Source organism: Allobrachymonas denitrificans DSM 15123 (assembly GCF_900110225.1).
GTDB lineage: Bacteria > Pseudomonadota > Gammaproteobacteria > Burkholderiales > Burkholderiaceae_C > Brachymonas > Brachymonas denitrificans.
Map to the genome: position 1 here is coordinate 623606 of NZ_FOCW01000001.1, position 20533 is coordinate 644138.

Below are 20533 nucleotides of genomic sequence, written 5' to 3' on the forward strand. Positions count from 1 at the left end.
CATGTCCCAGAGTTCCCTGATGCAGTCCGTCGACGCCCGCAGCGCCAGCGCGCTGGCCAGCGGTGCCCTGCAGCCCGTGCAGTCCGAGCAGATCCGGATCGAGCAGGAGGGCCTGCCGTTTGTGGTGCGCTGGGTGTCGTCGCTGGCTGCCAAGGATGCGAGCAAGCCGGCCGCAATCCCCGGCGGGCCGCGGGATCCGAATTTCAATCCCTTTCTCAACCCCGATCCGGAGCTGACGGTGGGGCCGCTGGGCGATACCCATGTGGCGATCCTGAACAAGTTTCCGTTGAGCGTGCAGCATCTGGTGCTGGCCTGCCGCGAGTTCGAGGAGCAGCTGCTGCCGCTCACGGCGGCCGATTTCACCGCGCTGGCGCGCGTGATGACGGAAGCGGGCGGACTGGGTTTATACAACGGCGGTACGGCCGCCGGTGCCAGCCAGCGGCACAAGCACGTGCAGTGGATTCCCTCTACCGATGACAATGCCGGTCTGGCGCTGTTCAGCGCCGGTCTGCCGCAGGATCTGCCGCCCCTGGGCGTGGCCCGCCACCCGGCGCTGTCGATGCAGCACTGCTTTGTGCGGGTGCACAGCGGCCCCGGCATGGCCGTGGAGCAGGCCGCCGCCAATCTGCAGCAGGCCTGGGAGAAGGGCTGCGCCGAACTGGGCCTGCAGCCCGGCGCGGACCGCCTCATGCCGCCCTACAACATGCTGGCCGGTGATGGCTGGATGCTGCTGATCCCGCGCAGCCAGGAGCAGTACGAGGGCATTTCGTTGAGTGCGATCTGCTTTGGCGGCACGCTGTACACCCGCACGCGCGAGCAGGTGGATCTGGTGCAGCAGGCCGGGCCGCTGCAGGTGCTGGCGGAGGTGGGTTTCGGGCGGTTGTGACCCTGGCGCCGCAGCGCGCGTGCGCCTGCCGCAGGGCCGTGAAAATGCGGGTGTCCACGCCGCAAGGATGCTGCTAGCATGCCTCCATGCACGCTACCGTTGTGCCAGTCTGGCACGGGGCGGTGCGAGGGAGCGGATCATGGCGCTTGCAAACGGAACAACCCTCGGTCTGGCACTGTCGGGAGGCGGCTTTCGGGCCACGCTGTTCGGCCTGGGCAGCCTCTGGCGCCTGAATGATGCCGGCCTGCTGGGGCGGCTGGACCGTGTCACCAGCGTGTCCGGCGGCTCGATCATGGCGGGTATTCTGGCCAGCCGCTGGCACGCGCTGGATTTTCATGATGGCAGGGCGCGCAATTTTCGCGAGGAGGTGGTGCAGACGGTGCAGCAGTTCTGCGCGCTGACCGCCGATGTGGAGGCCGGCCTGCTCGGCTGGATCACCCCTTTTCGCTCGGCGGCTGATTATTTGTGCCGCCACTACCGCGACGAGCTGTTTGGCGACCTGCGCATGCATGATTTGCCGGCGCGGCAAACCAGTCAGGTGCCGCTGTTCGTGTTTTATGCCACCAACCTGCAAACCGGGCGCAGCTTCCGGTTTCGCCAGGACATGCTGGCCGACTACCGCCTGGGAACCAACCGCGTGGCCAATCCCTTGCTGGCCACGGCGGTGACGGCTTCCAGTGCCTTTCCGCCGATCTTTTCTCCAGTCACCCTGGATACCGACCCGGCTGACTGGCAGGATGCGGATTGGGAACTGGACAGTGGCTTGTTGCGCGACTTGCGTCGCGAGATCGTGTTGGCCGACGGCGGCATTTACGACAACATGGGCCTGGAATCGCTCAATGAGGGCATCCAGCTGGTGAGCGACGCCGGCGCGCCGTTCACGATGGAGGCTTCGGTACGGTCCGACTATTTCAGCCAGCTCTCGCGTATCCGGGATATCTTCATCGACCAGGGGCGGGCCTTGCGCAAGCGGCAGCTGGTGGAAGAGTTTGCGCAAGGCCGCCGGCGCGGTGCCTACTGGGGAATTGGCACACAGATTGCGGATTACGGTGCGAGCGGGGTGCTTTCTGGCGACAACCCCATGACACGCGGACTGCAGACCGTGCCCACGCGGCTGGCCAGTACGGATGCGGCTACACAGGGGGTGCTGATCAACTGGGCCTATGCGTTGGCGGATGCAGCGCTGCGCACTCGCGCACGCCTGCCGCTGGCGCCCGCCTCGGGCTGGCCGCTGCCGGAATTTGCACCGCATTGACGCAGGGAGCCGGCCATGTCGTTGCACGGGAGAGATCGCCTGTTCCTGAAGGCCTGGGGGCTTGGGCTGGCGGATCTGGATTTTGCGCGTTGTCTTGCGGTGGCCGGGATGGGGTCTGCGGCGCCAGCGGGCGATGAGGGGCGGGGCGGTGGTCCGGACCCGTACCGGCTGGAATGGGCCTGGCCGGGCGTTGCAGGCGTCCTGTCGCGCGGGCGCTCTGAAAGTCCCAGCGAGGCCTGGCAAGCAGCGGTACTGAGAGCTTTGCCGGCGCCGGAGCGCTTGCTGGAGCGCTGGCATGCCCTGGTGCGGGAGCATCGGCGGCTTGCTTTCAGGATCGTGCGGCAATCGATCCCCCGAGGGCATAAAGTAGCGTACGCAGCCCTGCCCTGGGCGCAGGTGGCCATCCTGGCACAATGGTTGCTGCTGCCGGACGAGGTGGCAGGGGTACACATCCGCGGCGGGCCGGGCTGGGCCGAGATGCAGGCCCTGCGCTTTCCCTTGACCGTGTCGGCATTGCCCGATGATCCGGCGGCGGCGCATCTGGGGCGCCTGAATGATTTTCAGCCGGCGCATTGGCCTTTCCGTTATGTGCCGGCGGCACCGGATGCCGAGCGGCATGCATTGCTGGTGTTCGGACAGCCGCTGGAGCGGGCGCTGGCAGGCTTGCTGCAATCGCCGCTGCAACTGAAAGCCAGGCTGGTGCTGGTCAACGGTCATGACGCGGGGCGGCCGGGGGCCGCAGCCCTGGTGCAGGCTTTGGTGTCCCGCGTGTCTGCCAGCGGCATCGTGCTGCTCGCGGAGCCCTTGCCGCCAGGCGAGCTGGCTGAGCGTGTGCGGGAGGCATGCCTGCAGATGATGCAGGATCGCCCGCTTGATCTGGTGGTCCGCGCGGTGTTCGGTCACGCTGCGCTGTTGGCCGCCGGAGCAGGCTTGCTGCAGCACTGGCGCATGCGCGCGCAGATGGCAGAGCTGTCCGCCAGGCTGGTGCGACAGCCAAGGGGCGCCAGCGTGAAGATGAGCACGCAGGCCATGCATCAGCTGGGAAGCGCTGATCCCGTTCCGGTGGGGGGAGCGCCTGATGCCTTGCAGACGGAGGCGCATGAACTGGGCAAGGCCATCCGGCGTGCCAGTGTGCGCCATCGTTATGCAGGCGAGGCGCATGAGGCGAGTGCCATGACCGAAGCCGCTCAGGCATTGCGGCAGGAGGCGGCGCAGGCGCAGGCCGAACAGGTGGCAGCTCGCCATCTGCAGCAACAGAGTTGGGTGAAGTCCAGGGACGGCCGGCTGCGACAGATTCGCAATGCCTATGTTCTGGGCGAGCCGGTGCTGCTCAAGGTGCGGATCGGCAGCCAGCAGGCCAGCGGCTGGCAAAGCGGGAGCCATGCTTTCCCGGATCGGGAGTTGCCGCCGAACGAGGGCAGCCACCGGCTCACCGTGCTGTTCCACGAGCCCGGTCAGCTTGATGCGCCGCTGCAGCAGGACATTACCCTGCCTCGCACCGGCGAAAGCACGCAGGCCTTGTTCGACTTTGTGCCGCGGCGCGAAGGGGCGTTCCTGGCGCGCATTGCCGTTTTGCACCGCAACCGGGTGCTGCAGACGGCCCAATTGCGGGCACAGGTGGTGCCGTCGCGCCAGGCTGCGGGACGCAGGCGGATCATACTGGAAACCGAAGCCGAGGTGCGCCATGACTGGAGCAGCCTGGACGCACGCAGGCGCTTTGATCTGGCGCTGGTGGCAGGTGCACCGGATGCAGATGGCACGGCCCGCGCGACATCGGTGAGCGGTGGCAAGGCCTGGGCCACGGACCTGACCGGCGTGCAGCAGGTTGCGGGAGAAATCGGGACCCTGCTCTCGGCGGTGGCGCACAACACGCAGGGTCACGGTCAGGGGCTCGATGCCGAGGACAATCCGCAGTTGTTGCTTGATTTGGCATTTTGCGGGCGGGAACTGTATGCGCAACTGGTACTGGATCAACTCGCGCAGAACCGGGAAGGTGCACTGGATGTGCGTTCCGATCAGGTGGGCCACATCCAGTTGGTGCAGACCCGCAGCGATGCCGTGATTCCGCTGGAGTTTGTGTACGACTACGAGCTGGGAACCGGATCCGGGGCCAGTGTCTGCCCGCAGCATCGGGAGGCGCTGGCGCAGGGGCGTTGCAATCCCGGCTGCGAAGGGCAGCGTCATCCGGGCCGGCATGTCTGTCCGATGGGCTTCTGGGGCTTGCGCAAGGTGATCGAGCGCCACGTGCAGGATGCGCCGGCGAAGGCCGATGCAGGGCACCCGCTGGTGGTACTGAGCGAGCCGACGCAGGCGCGTGAGAAGCTGCAGTTGCAGGCAGGTGCCGTGGTGGGCCATAGCGGACGCGTGGCGCATGGCAGCGTGGACGGCTTGCTGCATGAGTTGCGGACGCATCTGCAAGGCAGTGTGGAGCGGGTGAAGGACTGGGACGAATGGGCGACTGCCGTGCAGGCCCATGCGCCGCAATGGCTGGTGGCCTTTCCGCACAACACCGGCAGCGGCTCCACCCGCGAACTGGAACTGGGCAACAGCACCATCCGCACCCGTGGCATCCGCTTCTACCCGGTGGGCTCGGTAGAGGGGGCTGCTGCGCATGGGCCGTGGCATGTGCGCCGGCCGGGGGGCGATCCGCCGCTGGTACTGCTGCTGGGGTGTGACACGGCAGGCAGTACCGAACCCTTCTCCTCGCACGTGAGCGCCTTCCGCCAGGCCGGGGCGGCGGTGGTGGTGTCGACGATTGCCACGGTGCTGGGAGCACATGCCGTGCAGGTGGGAACACGCATCGTGGCGGACCTGCTGGAGCAAGTGGCTGCAACTGGCGGACAGCCGCATCTGGGCGAGTTGCTGCGACAGGCCAAGTGCCGGGCACTGCTGGCGAGCCAGCCGATGGCGCTGTGCGTGGTCGCCTTTGGCGATGCCGACTGGAGGCTGTGAAGATGGATCCCTATTTCCTGCAGATCGAGATGCTGCCGGCCATGCACGGTGATTGTCTGTGGATTGAGTACGGCCGTGGTGCGGTGGCGCGGCGCCTGTTGATTGATGGGGGCCCGATCGGTGCCTACGCTGCACTGCAGCGTCGCATGGAACAGTTGCCGGAAGGGGATCGCCTGTTCGAATTGATGGTGCTGACGCATGTGGATACCGATCATGTCGACGGTCTGGTGCGGCTGTTTGCACAACCGCGTCCGGCCTGGCAGTTCGATGTGCGGGATGTGTGGTTCAACGGCTGGAAGCATCTGGAGCAGCAGACCCTGGGGGCGAACCAGGGGGAGTTCTTCAGTGCGCTGATCGAGAACCGGCTTGGCGCAGGACGCTGGAACAAGGCCTTTGGCGGCGATGCCGTAGTGGTGCCGGAGGAGGGACCACTGCCACGCATCACGCTGAAGAACGGCCCCACACTGACGCTGTTGTCGCCGACACGGGCCAAACTCGACCGCATGCGCGAGATGTGGCGCAAGACGCTGACCCGGTTTGCGCCGGGTGATCTCGAGGCAGCCTGGGCTGCCTTGGCAACCCAGAAGAAATACCTCACCGACAAGACCTTGCTGGGCTCGACGCCGGAACTGGATGCACGCCTGTTGCGCCAGGCGTTGCCGGATCGCGCGGTGCCCAATGGCGCCAGCATCGCCTTTCTGCTGGAGTATCAGGGCATGCGCCTGTTGCTGCTGGGGGATGCCCATCCGGGGCTGATCGTCGCTTCGCTGAAGCGCCTGTTGCGCGAGCGTGGGCAGCGGCGCCTGAAGGTGGATGCCGTGAAGGTCGCGCACCATGGGAGCAAATCGAATACCAGTGATGCGCTGTTGGCACTGGTCGAGTCCCCCCGTTTTCTCATCAGCAGCAACGGGGCGATTTTCCGGCATCCGGATGACGAGGCGATTGAGCGCATCATTGCAAGGTCGGTGGTGCAGCCGCCGGAGCTGCACTTCAATTACCGGTCCGAGCGGACGGCACCCTGGGATGACGAGGTGCGCCGCGCGGAGCTGGGTTATCGCACCTGCTACAACCTCGAGCCGGATGCGCCTATGGTGTTGCGTCTGGAGCGGGCTGACTGACTGGTGCGGACGGGAACGCTTTCAGGCATCCGGCCCAAGCAGAGAGGCAAACAGGGGCAGGAAATTGCCGGTATCGACGCCATCCGGATCGGCCACCGCTGCGGTTTGTGGCAGCACGCTGTCGTCTGAAGGGCCTTCCCAGAGTGGCTCGATGACACCCAGGCCGCCCTGATCCAGCATGTCCTGTACGAGGGCAAAGGCGCTGCGGGGGCGTTCGAGGCGGATCCACTCGGCGCTGAGCGGCGTGGCCGGGCCTGCCGGCGGTGCGATGCCCAGCCGGCGTGCCATGAGCCGGCGGCGGAAGGCGCGGATGCGTTGGCTGTAGCCCTGATCGAGGGTGCGGTCCAGCGTGGCCAGGTCGACAGCACCGTCAAACGTGAGTCCGCGCCGGCGGAAATGGCTGGAACCGGTGAGCGCGTAGACGTCGTCGACAATCACGGTGCTGCCGCGCAAGGCGATGGCACGGCCGGGAAATCCGATGGGGTGGAACAGCGCAAAGCGCCTGGCGACAGAGGCGTTGGCTGCGAACGCCAGGGCAGCCTCGCGCCGTGCTGCCAGCGCCTGCCGCACCCAGCCGCCGTGAGAGGGCTGCATGTCGGTCATGCGCGGAACACAGACGAGCACACACAAGGCGGGATGCTCCGTCATGCTGTCCAGCAGCACGTTCACCAGATCAATGGCATGGGCACCTGCTTGGCCTGGTTGAGCGGTACGGGCAAACTGCGCGCTCTCGATGTAGACGAGTTCGCGTGCATCGGCGAGCACCCTGCGCAGCGACCAGAGGGCGTCGCGTCGCCCATTGCGTGAAACCCAGTATTCGCGCCGGACCTGCGCCAGCTGCCGGTCGGCATTGCGCATGTCGAGAGTGGGAGCAGGGCTGCCAAGGCGGCTTGCCAGGTCATCGGCCATGGCCTGCAGGCTGGGAGTCGGGTCGGTGAACAGGCTTTCTGGTGCCAGCGAGAGTTCGGGCGTCTCGCTTTGCGGCGCAGCCGTCTGCAGCAGGGCGCCCATGCCGGTCGGGCTGCCCGCTCCGGCGGGTTCAGGTGGCAGGTTGAAATTGTCTCCGGAGCCAAACAGCAGCCATCCATCCAGGCCGCCGGGAGACCCGGGCAGGGGCAATAGGGGGCGTGCCCGGCGCAGGGCGTGCCATGCGAGGTCATGAGCGAGCTGGCCATCCACGCGGATGCCGTTTGTATGCACATCAGGGCCAGGCGGATTGCCGGGATTGCCCAGAAGGTGCATGGCCGAACGGGACTCGTCCATCCAGCGGGCTCCGGTACACACGGCCTGCCATGCAAGTGCACCATCCTGTGCGGCGGGGCCGATGGCGCTGGCGACAATGGTTTCGAAACGTGCCTGCATCGGCAGGCGCGGACCGGTGCGCGGTGTGGTTTCGGAAGCGAACTTGTGCAATAACTCGGTCACACTGCCCGGCGAACCGGAAGGGGGCACAGCATCCGGCTTGAGGCCGAACAGGGGAACCGGGCAGATGCCCCGCATGTTGAGCGGCACAGCGTCCAGCATGCTCAGCCCGCCAAGGGCAGCCGGTGCGGGGGCGGCACCGGGGGCACCCACTGGCGCACTCAATCCCCCAAAAAGGCGGCGTTGCCCGTTGGCAGCTGCCAGCACGACATCCATGACCAGCGTCGGATCAGGAGGCTGGTTTGCACCTTCTGCCAGCCCGAAGGGATTGGAGAGCAGGACTTCGGTGGGGTTGGTGCCATCGGCCAGCGCAGCACCGCCGTCGCCACGCAGGAATGAGGGTTCTGCGGCGATGGTGACGATTTCCTGGAACAGACGCGGATAGATGCGGATGCCGGTGCCGGCTGGCGTTGCTGTCGCTGCCAGTGTCACCACCACGTCCGCAGAGTTGGCTGCTGCCCAGCGCGCTGTCAGTCCGGTGGCGGGAGACGGCAGCCCGACATTGAACGTTGCAGTGCTCATGGAGGGAAAGACGGGCCAGTGTGCCTGTGCCCCGGGGGCGGGCGGCAGTCCGGTGGGTTGGAACTGGGGGGAGCAGGCCATGACCAGCCCGGTTGCCTGGTTCATGAAGCGCTCTACCACCTGGCGTGTGGCAGCCAGGATGTCGGGACCATCCGTCAGGTAACCCAGTGTGATGTGGTTCCGTACCGGTGGCCGCAGATCGGTGGGCGTATTGCCATCGTCTCCGGGAATGCCGCGAATGTCCTCCTGGCTGCGGTTGCCCAGCAGATGCCATTCGCCATCCACCACAAACACGCGAAAGAACCTGCGTGTCAGGTTCGGTGCGCCAGCGCCGCTGAAAAGGGGCGGCGGGTAGCTGGTGGGCAGGGCCGGCAGTTGCAGGGGCAACTGGTCCAGGGTGCCGTTCGGGGCCCAGCCCCAGTGCAGGCGCTGCTGGCTTGTGCTGCTTGCCTGCAGCTGCTGGCCGGGGGACAGGGTAATGTGCCCGGCGTTTGCATTGCCGGGACTGCCTCCGCCCTGCACCATCATGCCCGTACCGGGAAGTGGAGTGAACAGTGCACCATGCAGATCGCAGAGCATCACATGGTTGCCGCTGGCCAGCGCTGCCAGGGACGCCAGTCCGTTGACGTCTCCCGGATTGCCCGCAGCTGCCGGATGATGCAGGGCAGGCAATGCCGTGAGCAGGTCGGCCAGCATGGCCGCCACAGCCACCGGGCAGATGATCATGCCGCGCGTGTCGTGGAAGGAGACTTGCGGGGATGGGGGAATGTCCCCACCCAAGGCTTCGCCTGCCTCCACGCGTTGCGGCGTGCGGTCCGGCTGCTCTGCGAGGCGCACCACGAAGGTGGCTGGAACGGGTTGCACCAGCACGCCATCAGTGGTGAAGCGTGCTGCAGCCAGTCGCTCGAGCCGTTGTGCGGCATGGGGGTGCAGGCGCACCACCGCAACGGGGTCCGTGACCGGCGCTCCTGCGGCGTCGATGAATTCGCTGCCGGATGCCAGCCATTCCAGGGTGCCGCTGAATGGCGCACAAGGTGCGGGCAAGGCAAGTGCCAGTTCGCCGGAAAGATAGGTGGCGCTCTGGCTGGAGCTGGACCAGCGCATGGCGCACAAGGGTGCGGTCAGGCCCAGGGCGGCCAGACCATCTTCCTGCAGGCGCTGCTGGGCGAAGAGGGTGGTCAGCGTGGCAATTGTGGCGGACATGGCATCACCTCGGTGCAAAGGGGTTAGCGGCTGGCCTGGGCATGGCGTCCGTCCGGCGCGGTGATGCTCACGGTGACGCGCTCCAGGCTGTCGGCATAGAACAAGGTGTAGCTGACGAGGCCGTGGAGACCGGCATTGCGCTCCAGCCGCCATGCGCGATCAGACTCGCCGGGATGCAACGGAGACCCCGCGAGCGGAACGTCCGCCAGGTTCATGGCGATCACGACCGGCTTGGGCTTGCCGGTGACCGATTCGATATCCGGGATCCTGGGTGGACGCAGGATGCTCGGATCGACCGTGCGCTCCACAGGCCAGGACTTGCGCAGCAATTCTTCGGGCGTGAGGCGGCCGGGGCGTGACGGGCGTGGATTGGGCAGGGGCCGCCTGATCACCGGCGGTTTCGACTTGGGAGTCAGGGTGATGCTCAAGCGGTAATGACCGCTGCTGCGTGGCTCTGTCGGCGCATGGCTTTGCCAGCTGATCAGCGTTCCGCGGCCGCTGATGCCGAAGGCGTCCAGCCCGAGCACGTCAGGATCGGGATCGATTGGCCCGCCAGGGATGTCCAGCAGCCGTTCCGTGGAGCGTCCCAGCGGGTCGACCAGATGGACGGAAACGGCAACGGGTTGCTCGATGTCTGCGCGGCGCAGCAGCAGGCGGTACTGTGTCACGGCGCTCTCCGGCAGCGCAATGCGCCATGCACCGGAATCGGTCGCGGGCACCGTTGTGGGAAGGAGATCCAGTGACTGCTCCACGGAGAGCAAGGTGGTCTTGCCGGCTCGGGCATGGACGCGCAGTTCGTGCGGTCCGAGTGCGGTGGGCTGCCAGGGGGCCGGGCTGGAGAACTGCACCTCCACCAGGTCGGGCGTTCGCCCGGGCCAGACAGCCGTGAGCGGTGACAGCTCGGGTGCGGTTGCAGGCGGGATGATGACCGAGACGGCAGCCGACGGCGGCGAGCGTCCGGCGAGCGTACCTTCGTCTTCATCCGCGGTTCCCCACGCGACGGCCCGATACCAGACCCGCCTCCAGGAGCCGCCTGGGACATCCTGCCCGCTGGCGCGTTGCAGGCTCAGGCCATCGGGAGACTGCAACGGCCCCATGGTCCAGTCGCCGCCGCTGTCGGGGATTGTGGCGACGGATGGGCCCATCGCATCCAGCGGCAGGACTGCTGCCTCCACACGCGTACGAAACAGTTCAAATCGCGCCACCTGTGCGCCGGGCTGGCTGCGGATATCGACATGGGTCGCCCAGGTATCGGGCGTGCCTGTCGCAATGCGCCGCACCTCCAGCAAGGGGGGGGCCGGGATGTTGACCAGCGGTGCCACGAAACGCTGCACCTGATTTGTCAGCTCGTTGCCCGTGGGCCATGCCGATTCGACGTTGCCCGCATTGACACCGATGAGGACGAAAAAGTGGATGTCGCGGCTGCCGCGGGGCAATGCGATGTCGATGCTTGCGGTCTGGACGAGAGGGCTTGCGTTGCGTCGGGTGAAGACCTGGCGCACGGACTGTTGGCGCATCAGATCCAGCACACGGTCAAGTCGCTGGGGCAGGCCCTGCTGCATGTCCGGGCCCTGCACAACCCCGGGAGACGGGCCCTCTTCGATGCTGAGCAGTTGACTCTCGCTGGCTTCGTAGACGAAGTAGCCGCTCAAGCCACTGACTCCTTGGGGTAACAGCAGACGCACATGGCATTCGCCAGCTGCATCGGGGAGGCTGGCCAGGGCAGGTGTGGGCAAGTCGAGGATCGGGGGAATCGGGTCGGAGGCAAAGGCCAGCGTGGGGCCTGCGGGTGCAATGGTCGGCCAGGCAGAGACGCGCTGGGGCGCGGCACGTTCACGAACGCGGCACCACACGGCAATACCGATATGCCGGTGTGCACCGTAATCCAGTGCGAAACCTTCGATGCGGATGCGATAGCGGCGCGTATCCTGCTGCGGGTCGTTGTCTACCGGGCCGGGTGTTACCAGCTTCTCGCCCTGCAGGTCGTAGTACGTCACGCTGACAGGGCCTGCTGCCGGCAGGGTGTCTGCATCGCCGCTGAAGGGAATGGAGACCGGGGCTGCGACGGCGCCTCCGGGCTGCCATTGCATGCCGGAGGGGACGGAGCTGTCGGGCAGGGCGGTGTCACCGAGCAGGGGGGCATCGAACAGGCGGCAGACAAGTTCGATCGACTGCGGCCTTCGCACTTTCCAGTCCACTGCCAGATCCAGCGTCAGCACGCCGTCGCAGATTCGGCCGGTTTGCCGGGGGATGGCCTGCAGCTGCATGTGCAGCACGCGGGGCCGCTCCAGCGGAGGTTGCCCACGCTGGAAATCCGTTACGGACCAGGCACTCCACTGCCCCCAGATGTCCTGTAGGGTGATGCCATAGCGCGCCCACGCAGGTGCTGTGCTCAGGGGCAGACCCAGGCCGGAATCGAGCGCATGGAGGCGATGCGGGGCGGGGTCCTGCGCATGGGCGGCGACCAGAGCCAGCGGGATGACGCCACCGCTGGGGCGAGGCGACATCAAGGCCTGCGCACGCTGCGCGGGCTTGGCGGGATCGCCGCGCGCCACGGCATGGCTGCAGGGGCGCAGCAGGCGCATCTCGGGCAGGCGATCCCACCCGATCTGTACCCCGGCGTTCCAGCTGGTGTCCGGTTGCGGCGGGCGGTTCAGGCTCTGCTCCAGTGCCTGCATGTGCTCCGGAGGCGGTACGGCGAATGGCGGGCGGATGCGGATCGCCAGTGCTGCCAGCTCAAGAGGGTCGGATTGGCCATCCAGCCCCTTTTCCCAGCGGGCCGTGACCATGAAATCCGGAAACGGGTAGCCCGCCTCCTTGCTTGTCTCGCGCTCCACCGGCGGCAGGGCTGCCATCGACAAGGATTCGTAGGCCGTGCCAAAACCGCAAGCCAGCGCCAGCAAGGGGTCCGTGCTCACTCCCATGAGCAGCATGGACATCGGGGCGTACATGGCGGTGGAGTCTTGCGGCATGGTGCCCGAAGCACCCTGGGGCGATTCCACCTTGCGTTCCAGCACAAGGGAGCTCTGCTCGCGGGGAGGCAGTAGCATCGCCTGGTACAGGTCCTGCAGCAGATCCTGCTCCACGTCGGACAGCAACCCCTTGAAGTCGGGGCGTTTCCAGTGCGGTGCCTGCAGGTTCCCCATGGCGGACGGCCAACCGAAGGGCGCTGCACCGCGGCGCAGGCGATCAAGTGCGGCCTCCACCGGAGGCAGCGGGTGTGCCGCCAGACCTTGCTGCCCGGCATGCGCCTGCCACTGCGGCCCTTGGACCGGCAGCCCCACCAGCTCCTGCAATTTCCAGTCGTCGCTGTTGGCATAGTCCCATGCGCTGATGCCCTGGATGGACTGCACGGTGCAGGGGGAGCCGGACTGCGTCACGAACTGCACGGCGACGATATGGCTGGCTCCCAATACCACGCTGGTGGAACCGGCGGGAACTGCCACAAAGGCCTCGATGGACTCCAGACCGGGCGGGCCTGACAGTGCCAGGGCCAGGGCCGGCTGTCCGGCCAGATCAAAGCTGATCTGCACGTAGGCCTGGGGTGGAGCCTTCAGGCGAACGACTGTCCCCCGGGGTGCGGTCACTGGCGGGAAGAAGTCCAGCGTTTTCGTCTTCTTGAGGGAGGGCCGACGCGTCCAGACCCGGAAAGGCTCTGTCGGCATGCCCAGTGTGGGATCCGGATCGCCCTCTTCGCTGGAGGCGGCGCGCAACATCCAGCGCAACTGGATGCTGCTGCCGCTTTCGATGCCGCGGTCACGCAGGTCATCCATCCAGTCGGAGTTGTCATCCTTGCGGCGGCGGGCGATGCTGACCCAGTCCAGCACCGCTGCATCCAGCAGGAATTGCCGGGGAGCTACTTGACGCATCATGTTTCCTCCCAAGGGGCCGCATGCAAGCCGACGAAGCCCAGTTTGTAGCTTTCATCCACCGCGTCCATGCCATCCAGATGGGGATATCTGAACCGGGTGCGGCTCAGGCCAAGCTGCAGCGCCTTGCCGCGGCTGTCCGGCTTGAGCAGCACGATGGCGCGTTGCCCTCCGGGTGCATAGATGACCCGGTCGAACACATCGTCGGCAGGCATTTCGTCCGGCCGGGGCTGATAGGCGTCCAGGGCCAGCCAGACCTGGGATTCCAGTTCCCAGCGCGAGGGCCGGTCGGGTGTCTGCTCCTGTTTCCGTGTCGGCAGCATGCGGGTGCGATACAGGGGTTCGGGCGCGTCCACCAGCACGGCCAGGGGTAGCGGCAGGTCATTGCCTGCCTGCTCCCACAGGGCCACCACACGCGGTTGCGTGGGCGGGAGACTGGGCTCGATGCCGCAGGCTTGCAACGCATTGTCGAAATCGGCTCCTTCAGCCTGCACGCCTGTTCCTGAAGCACCTGGAGGGAAGGTGCTGGCCAGACCCGCAATGCTTCCTGCCCTGACGCAACGATGCTCCGGCCTATATCCCAGAAAGGCCGTGGACAGGGCTTGTGGCGATGCATAGGCACCGGTCGAAAAACCGCGTCGCCACACTTCCACCGGAGTGCCGGAAGCGCCTGCCTGGGTGTCGACCATCTCCACCACCACCAGATAATCGGTGAAAGGATCCAGAGCGAACGGAATGTCCACGCGCGAGTGGCGAATCCGTTCTTCGTCTACCGCAATGCAGGGCAGGCCGGCCCCGGATGTGTCGGTAGAACTCATGCCCAAGCCCGGCACCTGCTTCTGGCCCGGGGCCGTTCTCCTGGCGTCGGCCAATCCCAGCGAGCCCGGAGGCAGCTTGTTGCCACTGGCCAGTTCGGACAGCACCTCTTCGAAGGGCGACACAATGCTCGCCGCCACCGGCCTGACGGTGGCCATGGTGATCGGGAAGGGATGCGGTACCGCGACAGTCGATGGCGGATGCCTGAACGAAGCCGCCTTGATCCGTACCTGCAGCGTCTTGCCGTAGGCTTCGTACAGACGCATGACGGACGGAGTGGCGAAGACCAGGCTGAGCGGGTCCCCCGTGAAGCAATGGCGTTCATCCGGTGTGGGCAGGCTGATCAGCACCCAGGGATCCAGGCGCAGCGGGGGCTGCCTGTCGGTGCGGAACCAGAAATGGCTGCGGTGCTCGGTAGCCTGCAGCGTTGCGGCCTGTTCCGCCGTGGGGCGGGTGTCCTGATACACCACCTTGCCGCTCCAGCGCGCCTCCACGCGGTACAGGGTATCGGGCAGCAGCAGCGCTTCGTTGGCAGAGTCCGGGCCCAGCACCGCGGCAGCGGCATCCCGGTTGCGCGTGACGGTGGTTTCGTCGTAATCGTGGCGCTCCATTTCACCGGTGCGCATCATTTCGATGGCGCACAGGTAGAAGGGACGTACCAGCTGCACCGGCATGTCCAGCAGGTAGTTGCCCCGGCGCAGGCCGATTTCCACCCGGTGGCAAGCCGGATCACCCTTGAGATCAACGATGACACTGACATAGCCCCCCAGCTTTCCTTCGGCGCCCGAGGGCATGAACCGGGCGGCCAGCCAGATCGCGTCGTGCCAGGGTGATTGCGGGTCGGTCCATTCGGCGGGCCAGCCGCGCACGGTCACCAGGTCGGAATTGGTGACATCGCGGTAACCCAGCGTCTTGCCATCCTTGTCGAGCAGGCAGATGCGCAATGCCTTGATGCGAAGCAGGTAGGAACTGACCAGGAGCAAGGCGCGCCCGGCCACGATGGAACCGGAGTGGAGGGTCAGGGCATGGCCGAGTTCTCCAGGTTCGAACCCGGTCAGCTTCCATGCGCGGACGATGGCCTCTTCATCGTACGGATTGCCGAACACGACCGGAGCCTTGTCGTCCGGCATGGCGGCACCAAGGGCGCGGGCCGAGCACAGTTTTTGGGAGGTCCGCTGTTCTTCGGCTGGAATGTGCGTTCCTGTCTGCGATGTGGCCAGGGTACCGGCATGGGTGAGAATGTCTGCACGGGACAGCGATTGCCCTGTCTGCATGCGGGCCAGCACGTCGGAGAGGGAAAGGGGCTGCTCGGGCAGCAGTTCGCGCAGCTGCTTGGGGCGCCATTCCTTGGCAGGTGCCTTTCCCTGGGGCTCCTTCCGGCGTGGGGGAGGGCAGACGCTGGCCACACCGAGCACGTTGGCGGCAATGATGCCACGCAGCTGGTCGTAGTGCTCCATGCCGCAGCGCCAGCGCTCGGTGATGCGCAACGCCGCATCGGGCTCGCGCGACCGGACGGTGTCAGGCGGGTCAGGCCATGCCTGGCCGGTCAGGTTCCAGCCGTGGGCCGAGGTGCCCAGCGGCGTATCGCCGAAAGTCCAGAGTGTGGATGCCGCCGGTGCAGCCGGGTGACACACTGTGCCCCAGCGCTGCACGATGGTTTCTTCCTGAAAACGCCCGCGCGTGAAGGCCTTGGGCGTGGCCACCGGCACCCAGGAAAGCAGTGCCAGCTGCACGTCGGCATTTTCTTCCGTTGGCTTCAGGGCCGTCCACCAGGCGCTGGGCGCCGGACCGGGGCCGATGGGCTGTTCCACCAGCACTTTATGCAACTGGTAGTGGTACCAGTTGCTGCCACGGCGCGTCCAGCCGTCGCTGCTGCTGCCAGAAGGGGTCGTCGGCGGCTTGCCCCAGATCTCGAGGGTGTCAGCCTGCGGTGGAGCACTCATCATCAGGACCGGAATCGCATCGATGGGCACTACAGGGATGGCGTCGACATCCACGGGCGGCTGCTCGCTATCCGTGCGTACTCCGGTGCCTATGCCGGTATCCACTCCCCGGTCGACACCGGTTCCAACCACCAGTGCAGGCGAGCGGGACACAAGCTTGAGGTCGCGTACCAGTTCTGGCGCCACAGGGGATGGAGTGCTTGTGCTTCCCAGCCGGAAGTGGACGCAGCCTTTCACGCTGAAGAACACGAACTTGACCTTGCCGCAGATTTCCCCGTCGATGCTGGTGAGCTGGCGCAGCAGGCCGTTCACCATTTCTTCCCCAGAGTTGATCGTCAGCCGGGCCCAGGCGCTGATGCTGACAATGAACAGTCGCAACTCGCCGCGTACCTCCATCGTGCCGCTGAGGCGGAAGGGCTCGAAACCAACCACCGCATTGAAACCTCCGGCAATGCGCGCATACAGCCGCGCGGGGACGCTGCCCCAGGTGAAGGAGGCATACAGACCGGTGCCGATGGAAAAGCCCTGCACGGCAGGCAGATTGCCGTGGGCCGGAATGCCGTTGCCGGACAGCATTAGGTAGCCCGATCCCTCGATCACGCCGAACAGGCTGGCGTGCACCGGGTCATCGTAGCGGCCCAGATACAGGTGCCAGTCCTTGCTGTCGCCGAGATTGAAGAAGGCCTCCACCGGAAGGCGCAGCTTGATCAGCGGATCGATGGTGTAGTCGGCCACCAGCCCGACGGTCAGTGTGCCCTTGGCTGCATCGACATCGATCACCGCCAGCAGGTTGCCTTCGGCATTCTTGTCGCCAAGGGCGGGCATGGTCTGCAGCATGCGCGCCTTCATCAGCAGCAGGATGCGTGGTCCCGGCAACTCGAGCAGCAGCACCCCCTTGAGGTTGAGCAGCACACTGGTGCCCACGGTACCCAGAATGGCGCCCACGCCAAAGGCCCAGCGGTCGATCTCCGGTTTCCAGGCGCTCAGATTGGTGGGGTTGCCTTCCGCCCGGTCCTTGAGCCATGCCAGCGCGGGCACAGCCGAGTTTTCCAGGCCGCTTTCGTTGCGGCCGTAGTGCATCGCGAACAGGCCGAGAAAGCCGTAGATGCCCAGGCCGGAATTGGCCAGGGGAATGCAGACCGGAAGCTCCACTTCCAGAGTCACGATCACGCCGGTGGCGGGGCCGCCATCCTGCTCGGGAATCTGCGCGATCTTCAGGCCGGCGCACACGCGGGTGCTGATCGGAACCAGCGTCAGGTCGATCTGGCCGCCGATTTCCTGACCCAGCTCCATGTAGCCTTTGCCGACCAGGGCGCCAGGAATGTCCACGCTGGCCCCGAAGGCAGTGAGCTCCACTCCGAAGTCGGGGCTGGCTCCATCCGTGTTGGCTGTCATGCGGATACGGGCGCGGTCGATGGATACCACGCCGAGGTCGACGCCGAATCCCAGATCGAATTCGAAGGAGAGGGGGTTGGTCCGCGCAATGCGTGCGCCCAGAATGCGCACGATCTGGCCCAGCGGGTCGGGAACGCGAATGGCGCCGGGACTGGACAGGTCGATCGTGTAGCCCCTGGAAGAATCGAAGACGGGCCGGAACTGGAAATCACGCTCGCCCGGCTGGCTGCCGAAACGCATGCCGATGGCCTTGTAGCGCACCACCATCGGCTGCTCGCGCGGAATGGTCAGCAGGGTGACCCCAGCCAGGGAAACGTCGGCAGACAGCGCGGTTTCCACATCCAGCAGCAGGGCAACGCCAGTGCCGGTGCCCTGGGTTTGCCTGATCACCAGTTCGCCGCCATACCAGATGACGCGTTCGACCGTGAACCATCCGGCTTCGGCCAGGGCGGTGGCAACCCCGATGGCTGCCAGCGACAGCGCTGCAGGAGCCAGATTGCCCGCGCTCGGATTGGCGGGTGCAGTGGCATCCAGCAGGGGCCAGAACAGCACCGTCATGCCCAGCAGGTTGCGGCCGAAATCGGAAGATTGCAGCGGTTGGCCGGGCAGCTGCCCGAGCATGAACAGGCCATTGCGGTCCGCCGGGTCGGCCCCCAGAAAGGCTTGTGCCGACCAGTTGCCGGTGGCGTTGTCGATCTGGAAGATGATGCGGGCCTTGAGGATGCCGTCTGCCGGGTTGCCCCCCAGGCCTGTGAGCGCGGTGTTGCCGGCACCGCCGTGTGCCTGCAGGTAGCTTTCCGTCGGGGTCTGAATGTCGAATTCGCCGCAGATTTCAACGGCCACGAACTCGTCGCGCACGATGCGTACCTTGGTGCACAAGGCGCGGAACCAGTCGGGGGTGGCAGGCTGCTTGGGTGCCGGATCGCGCGGATACTCGATCACGGGCTGGGGCTGGTTCTTGCCGCGTGTCACGCGACCCTGAATCAGGGTCTCTGGCTGGGGCGGCAGCGCCGCACGTGCCACGGCCCGCCAGTTCTGGCGCCGTGATTCCAGTGAGGCATCCCCATGCTCCCCCTTGCCCGTGATGGTGTAGCTGAAGGATTTGCCCGGCGCAGCAGCGCGGATCAGTTCGGCAAAGGCTTCGGCACGCCGTCGCGATAGCAGCAGGTTGTAGCTGCCATCGTTGGGATCGGCTTCGGTGCTGGCATAGCCTTCGATGGTGACATTCGCCGACGCCGGCAGGCTTTGCAGCACAGGCCCATAGGCCTGGACGATGCTGCTGCCACCGGGAAAGCCGGCATCGTTGCGTGTGGAGGCAGCCGGCCGCGTGGCGCTGTTGCCGGCATCAAGGCAATAGGAATGCCCTGCCGGGGGCAGTGATCCTGCGAGCCCTGCGGCAGTGGCTGCGCTGACGCCGGACTCGCCGTCGTGCGGATGCTGAACAGGCGTGGGGCGGTCAAAGCGGAAGAAGCATTCGAGTTCTGTCATGCCGCCTGCCGGTCCCGGCACGGTGGCCTTCACCTGCGCACTCTTTCCCGGAGCCACTGGTACCTGCACGCTGATGGAGGGGCCACTGGGGGTGCCGTTGACGGTCCATTGTGTCTGGGCATGCGGAGGCTTGAGTGCCACCACCGCATACTCCGCGTTCTGGGCAATGATGGTCAGCTCATGCGTGCTGACGGCCGTGCCTCCCATGGTCACCGTATCGGTGTGGATGTCCATGCCGGGCTGTGCCAGTGCTCCTCCGGCCACGGTTTGCGCCAGTTCGCCGCGTCGCGTCAGCTTCAGGGTCAGCGTGGCGCTCGAACTCCCGGCGCTGGCCTGCAGCATCAGCGTTGCACTGTTGCGGGACCCGAGATCGATGTCGAAAACGTTGGGCTCACCGACTGCTGCCAGTGCGTTGCCGTCCAGCGTTGCCTGGTAGACATACGGAGGCCTGGCACCTGTTGCATCGATGCAGACACGTGTCTTCTGCGGCAGGGCGGCACTGGCGCTTCCATCCGCATGGGAAGTAAAGCCGATGACGCGGTTGCCGGCAGCAAAGAAGCGCGCCGATACCGACATCGCTCCGCCCTGGTTGATGATCGAAAGATCGAAGTCGCCCGTGACGCCAGGAGTGTTTCCCAGGCCGATCAACAGATTGCGGGCGCCAGCGGACACCGCCAGGTCGCGCATGCCGTGCGGGGCCACGAACAGGCGGATCTCAGGCAGATAGAGGCCTTTCCAGCTTTCGTCGTAGCCGAACTGCTCCAGCACTTCCGGCGGCGTGGACTGCTCGGAAAGGTCCAGCACCGCGCGCCTGAAGCCGAATCCGACCACGCGCGAGTCGCCAATGAAGGCATAGGGAGGCTCCATCCGGATCATCTCGGCCACGCCCAGATCGCCGGCGTCATCCAGTCCGGAGCTGCCCACGCTCAGCAAGTCCAGCGTGAGCACGCCGGCCGGATTCTGCTGCAGACGCAGCTTCAGGCGAGGCAGCCAGAAAACCACATCCGGGTTGGCCTCGTCGGGCTCCAGCAAGCCGTCATCCGGCCGCAGGCGGGCGCCGCGCAGCAGGGGAGGGCGCAGCGCCAGGGAGGTCAGGACCATGTCGAGCGTGAACTCGGTGCTCACGTAGTCGCTGAGCACATCCAGAGGCGGCGGATCGAATGCTGCCAGGACATTGGCCAGCGGTCCGGGCGACATTGCTGCTGCAGCCACGATGGGCGAGGCCCTCCGGGGGGCATGCAATTCGAAATCGATCCCTGCATCGCGCAGGTCCAGCCAGGGATCGCGCCGGGAAGGATCGTCATGGGGGTGTGTCCCCCCGGTCTTGGCACGAAAGCCGATGCGGCCGCGCGCCGGGTCGATGTAGGGTTGCGCGGAGAGGTCGAACCGGGCCCGTCCCCGCAGGGCAACCCCTTCCGTGGCCATGGCACTTTCATGCCAGTCGACCATGATGGCACCCAGGGTCGCATGCCAGGGCCCCAGGCCTTGTCCGGACAGCATGTAAGGCAACACCAGATCCAGCAGAGACAGGTTCGTCATCGTCCTTCTCCTGAAGCGATTGCGTTCAAGGTGTGTCCAGAACTGCCCGGGACACGAAAGACGCCCACAGCCTTTGCAGCAGGAGCGTCCTTGGGTATGGTGCGTGAACTATTTCACATCCGGAT

7 protein-coding genes are annotated in these 20533 nt (G+C 66.2%); 4 read left to right on the forward strand and 3 right to left on the reverse strand.

Going from position 1 to position 20533, the window contains the following annotated elements:
• Nucleotide 1: 1 nt before the first annotated feature.
• The 4 genes from BMW28_RS02900 (at nucleotide 2) to BMW28_RS02915 (ending at nucleotide 6211) form a co-directional block, all read left to right on the forward strand.
• Nucleotides 2-886: an ATP adenylyltransferase family protein gene (locus tag BMW28_RS02900; RefSeq protein WP_091813592.1), complete on the forward strand. Its 885-nt coding sequence runs from the start codon at nucleotides 2-4 to the stop codon at nucleotides 884-886.
• Nucleotides 887-1025: 139 nt separating this feature from the next.
• Nucleotides 1026-2141: a patatin-like phospholipase family protein gene (locus BMW28_RS02905; protein ID WP_091813595.1), complete on the forward strand. Its 1116-nt coding sequence runs from the start codon at nucleotides 1026-1028 to the stop codon at nucleotides 2139-2141.
• Between the two features lie 396 nt (nucleotides 2142-2537).
• Nucleotides 2538-5093, forward strand: coding sequence for a hypothetical protein (locus tag BMW28_RS02910; protein ID WP_091813598.1), 2556 nt, complete (start codon nucleotides 2538-2540; stop codon nucleotides 5091-5093).
• Nucleotides 5094-5095: 2 nt separating this feature from the next.
• On the forward strand, nucleotides 5096-6211 hold the full coding sequence (locus BMW28_RS02915; RefSeq protein WP_091813601.1) for a ComEC/Rec2 family competence protein: 1116 nt from the start codon (nucleotides 5096-5098) through the stop codon (nucleotides 6209-6211).
• 21 nt (nucleotides 6212-6232) lie between these two features.
• Here BMW28_RS02915 and BMW28_RS02920 read toward each other — a convergent pair whose 3' ends face one another.
• From BMW28_RS02920 to BMW28_RS02930, 3 genes are read right to left on the reverse strand one after another with little or no spacing between them, the layout of a single operon-like run.
• The gene (locus tag BMW28_RS02920; protein WP_091813604.1) at nucleotides 6233-9358 is read right to left on the reverse strand and encodes a phospholipase D-like domain-containing protein; all 3126 of its coding nucleotides are present in this window, start codon (nucleotides 9356-9358) and stop codon (nucleotides 6233-6235) included.
• 23 nt (nucleotides 9359-9381) lie between these two features.
• Entirely contained in the window at nucleotides 9382-13230 is a 3849-nt protein-coding gene (locus BMW28_RS02925; protein WP_091813607.1) for a hypothetical protein, read from the reverse strand.
• Nucleotides 13227-20408 (reverse strand): OmpA family protein, encoded by a 7182-nt coding sequence (locus BMW28_RS02930; protein WP_091813610.1) that lies wholly within the window; start codon nucleotides 20406-20408, stop codon nucleotides 13227-13229. The genes BMW28_RS02925 and BMW28_RS02930 overlap by 4 nt, the downstream gene beginning before the upstream one ends.
• Between the last annotated feature and the right edge of the window lie 125 nt (nucleotides 20409-20533).

Bases quoted from the DNA above. Each gene is read 5' to 3' on its own strand.
- BMW28_RS02900 (WP_091813592.1), top strand. From the start codon at position 2: ATGTCCCAGAGTTCCCTGATGCAGTCCGTCGACGCCCGCAGCGCCAGC.
- BMW28_RS02905 (WP_091813595.1), top strand. From the start codon at position 1,026: ATGGCGCTTGCAAACGGAACAACCCTCGGTCTGGCACTGTCGGGAGGC.
- BMW28_RS02915 (WP_091813601.1), top strand. From the start codon at position 5,096: ATGGATCCCTATTTCCTGCAGATCGAGATGCTGCCGGCCATGCACGGT.
- BMW28_RS02920 (WP_091813604.1), bottom strand. From the start codon at position 9,358: ATGTCCGCCACAATTGCCACGCTGACCACCCTCTTCGCCCAGCAGCGC.
- BMW28_RS02925 (WP_091813607.1), bottom strand. From the start codon at position 13,230: ATGATGCGTCAAGTAGCTCCCCGGCAATTCCTGCTGGATGCAGCGGTG.
- BMW28_RS02930 (WP_091813610.1), bottom strand. From the start codon at position 20,408: ATGACGAACCTGTCTCTGCTGGATCTGGTGTTGCCTTACATGCTGTCC.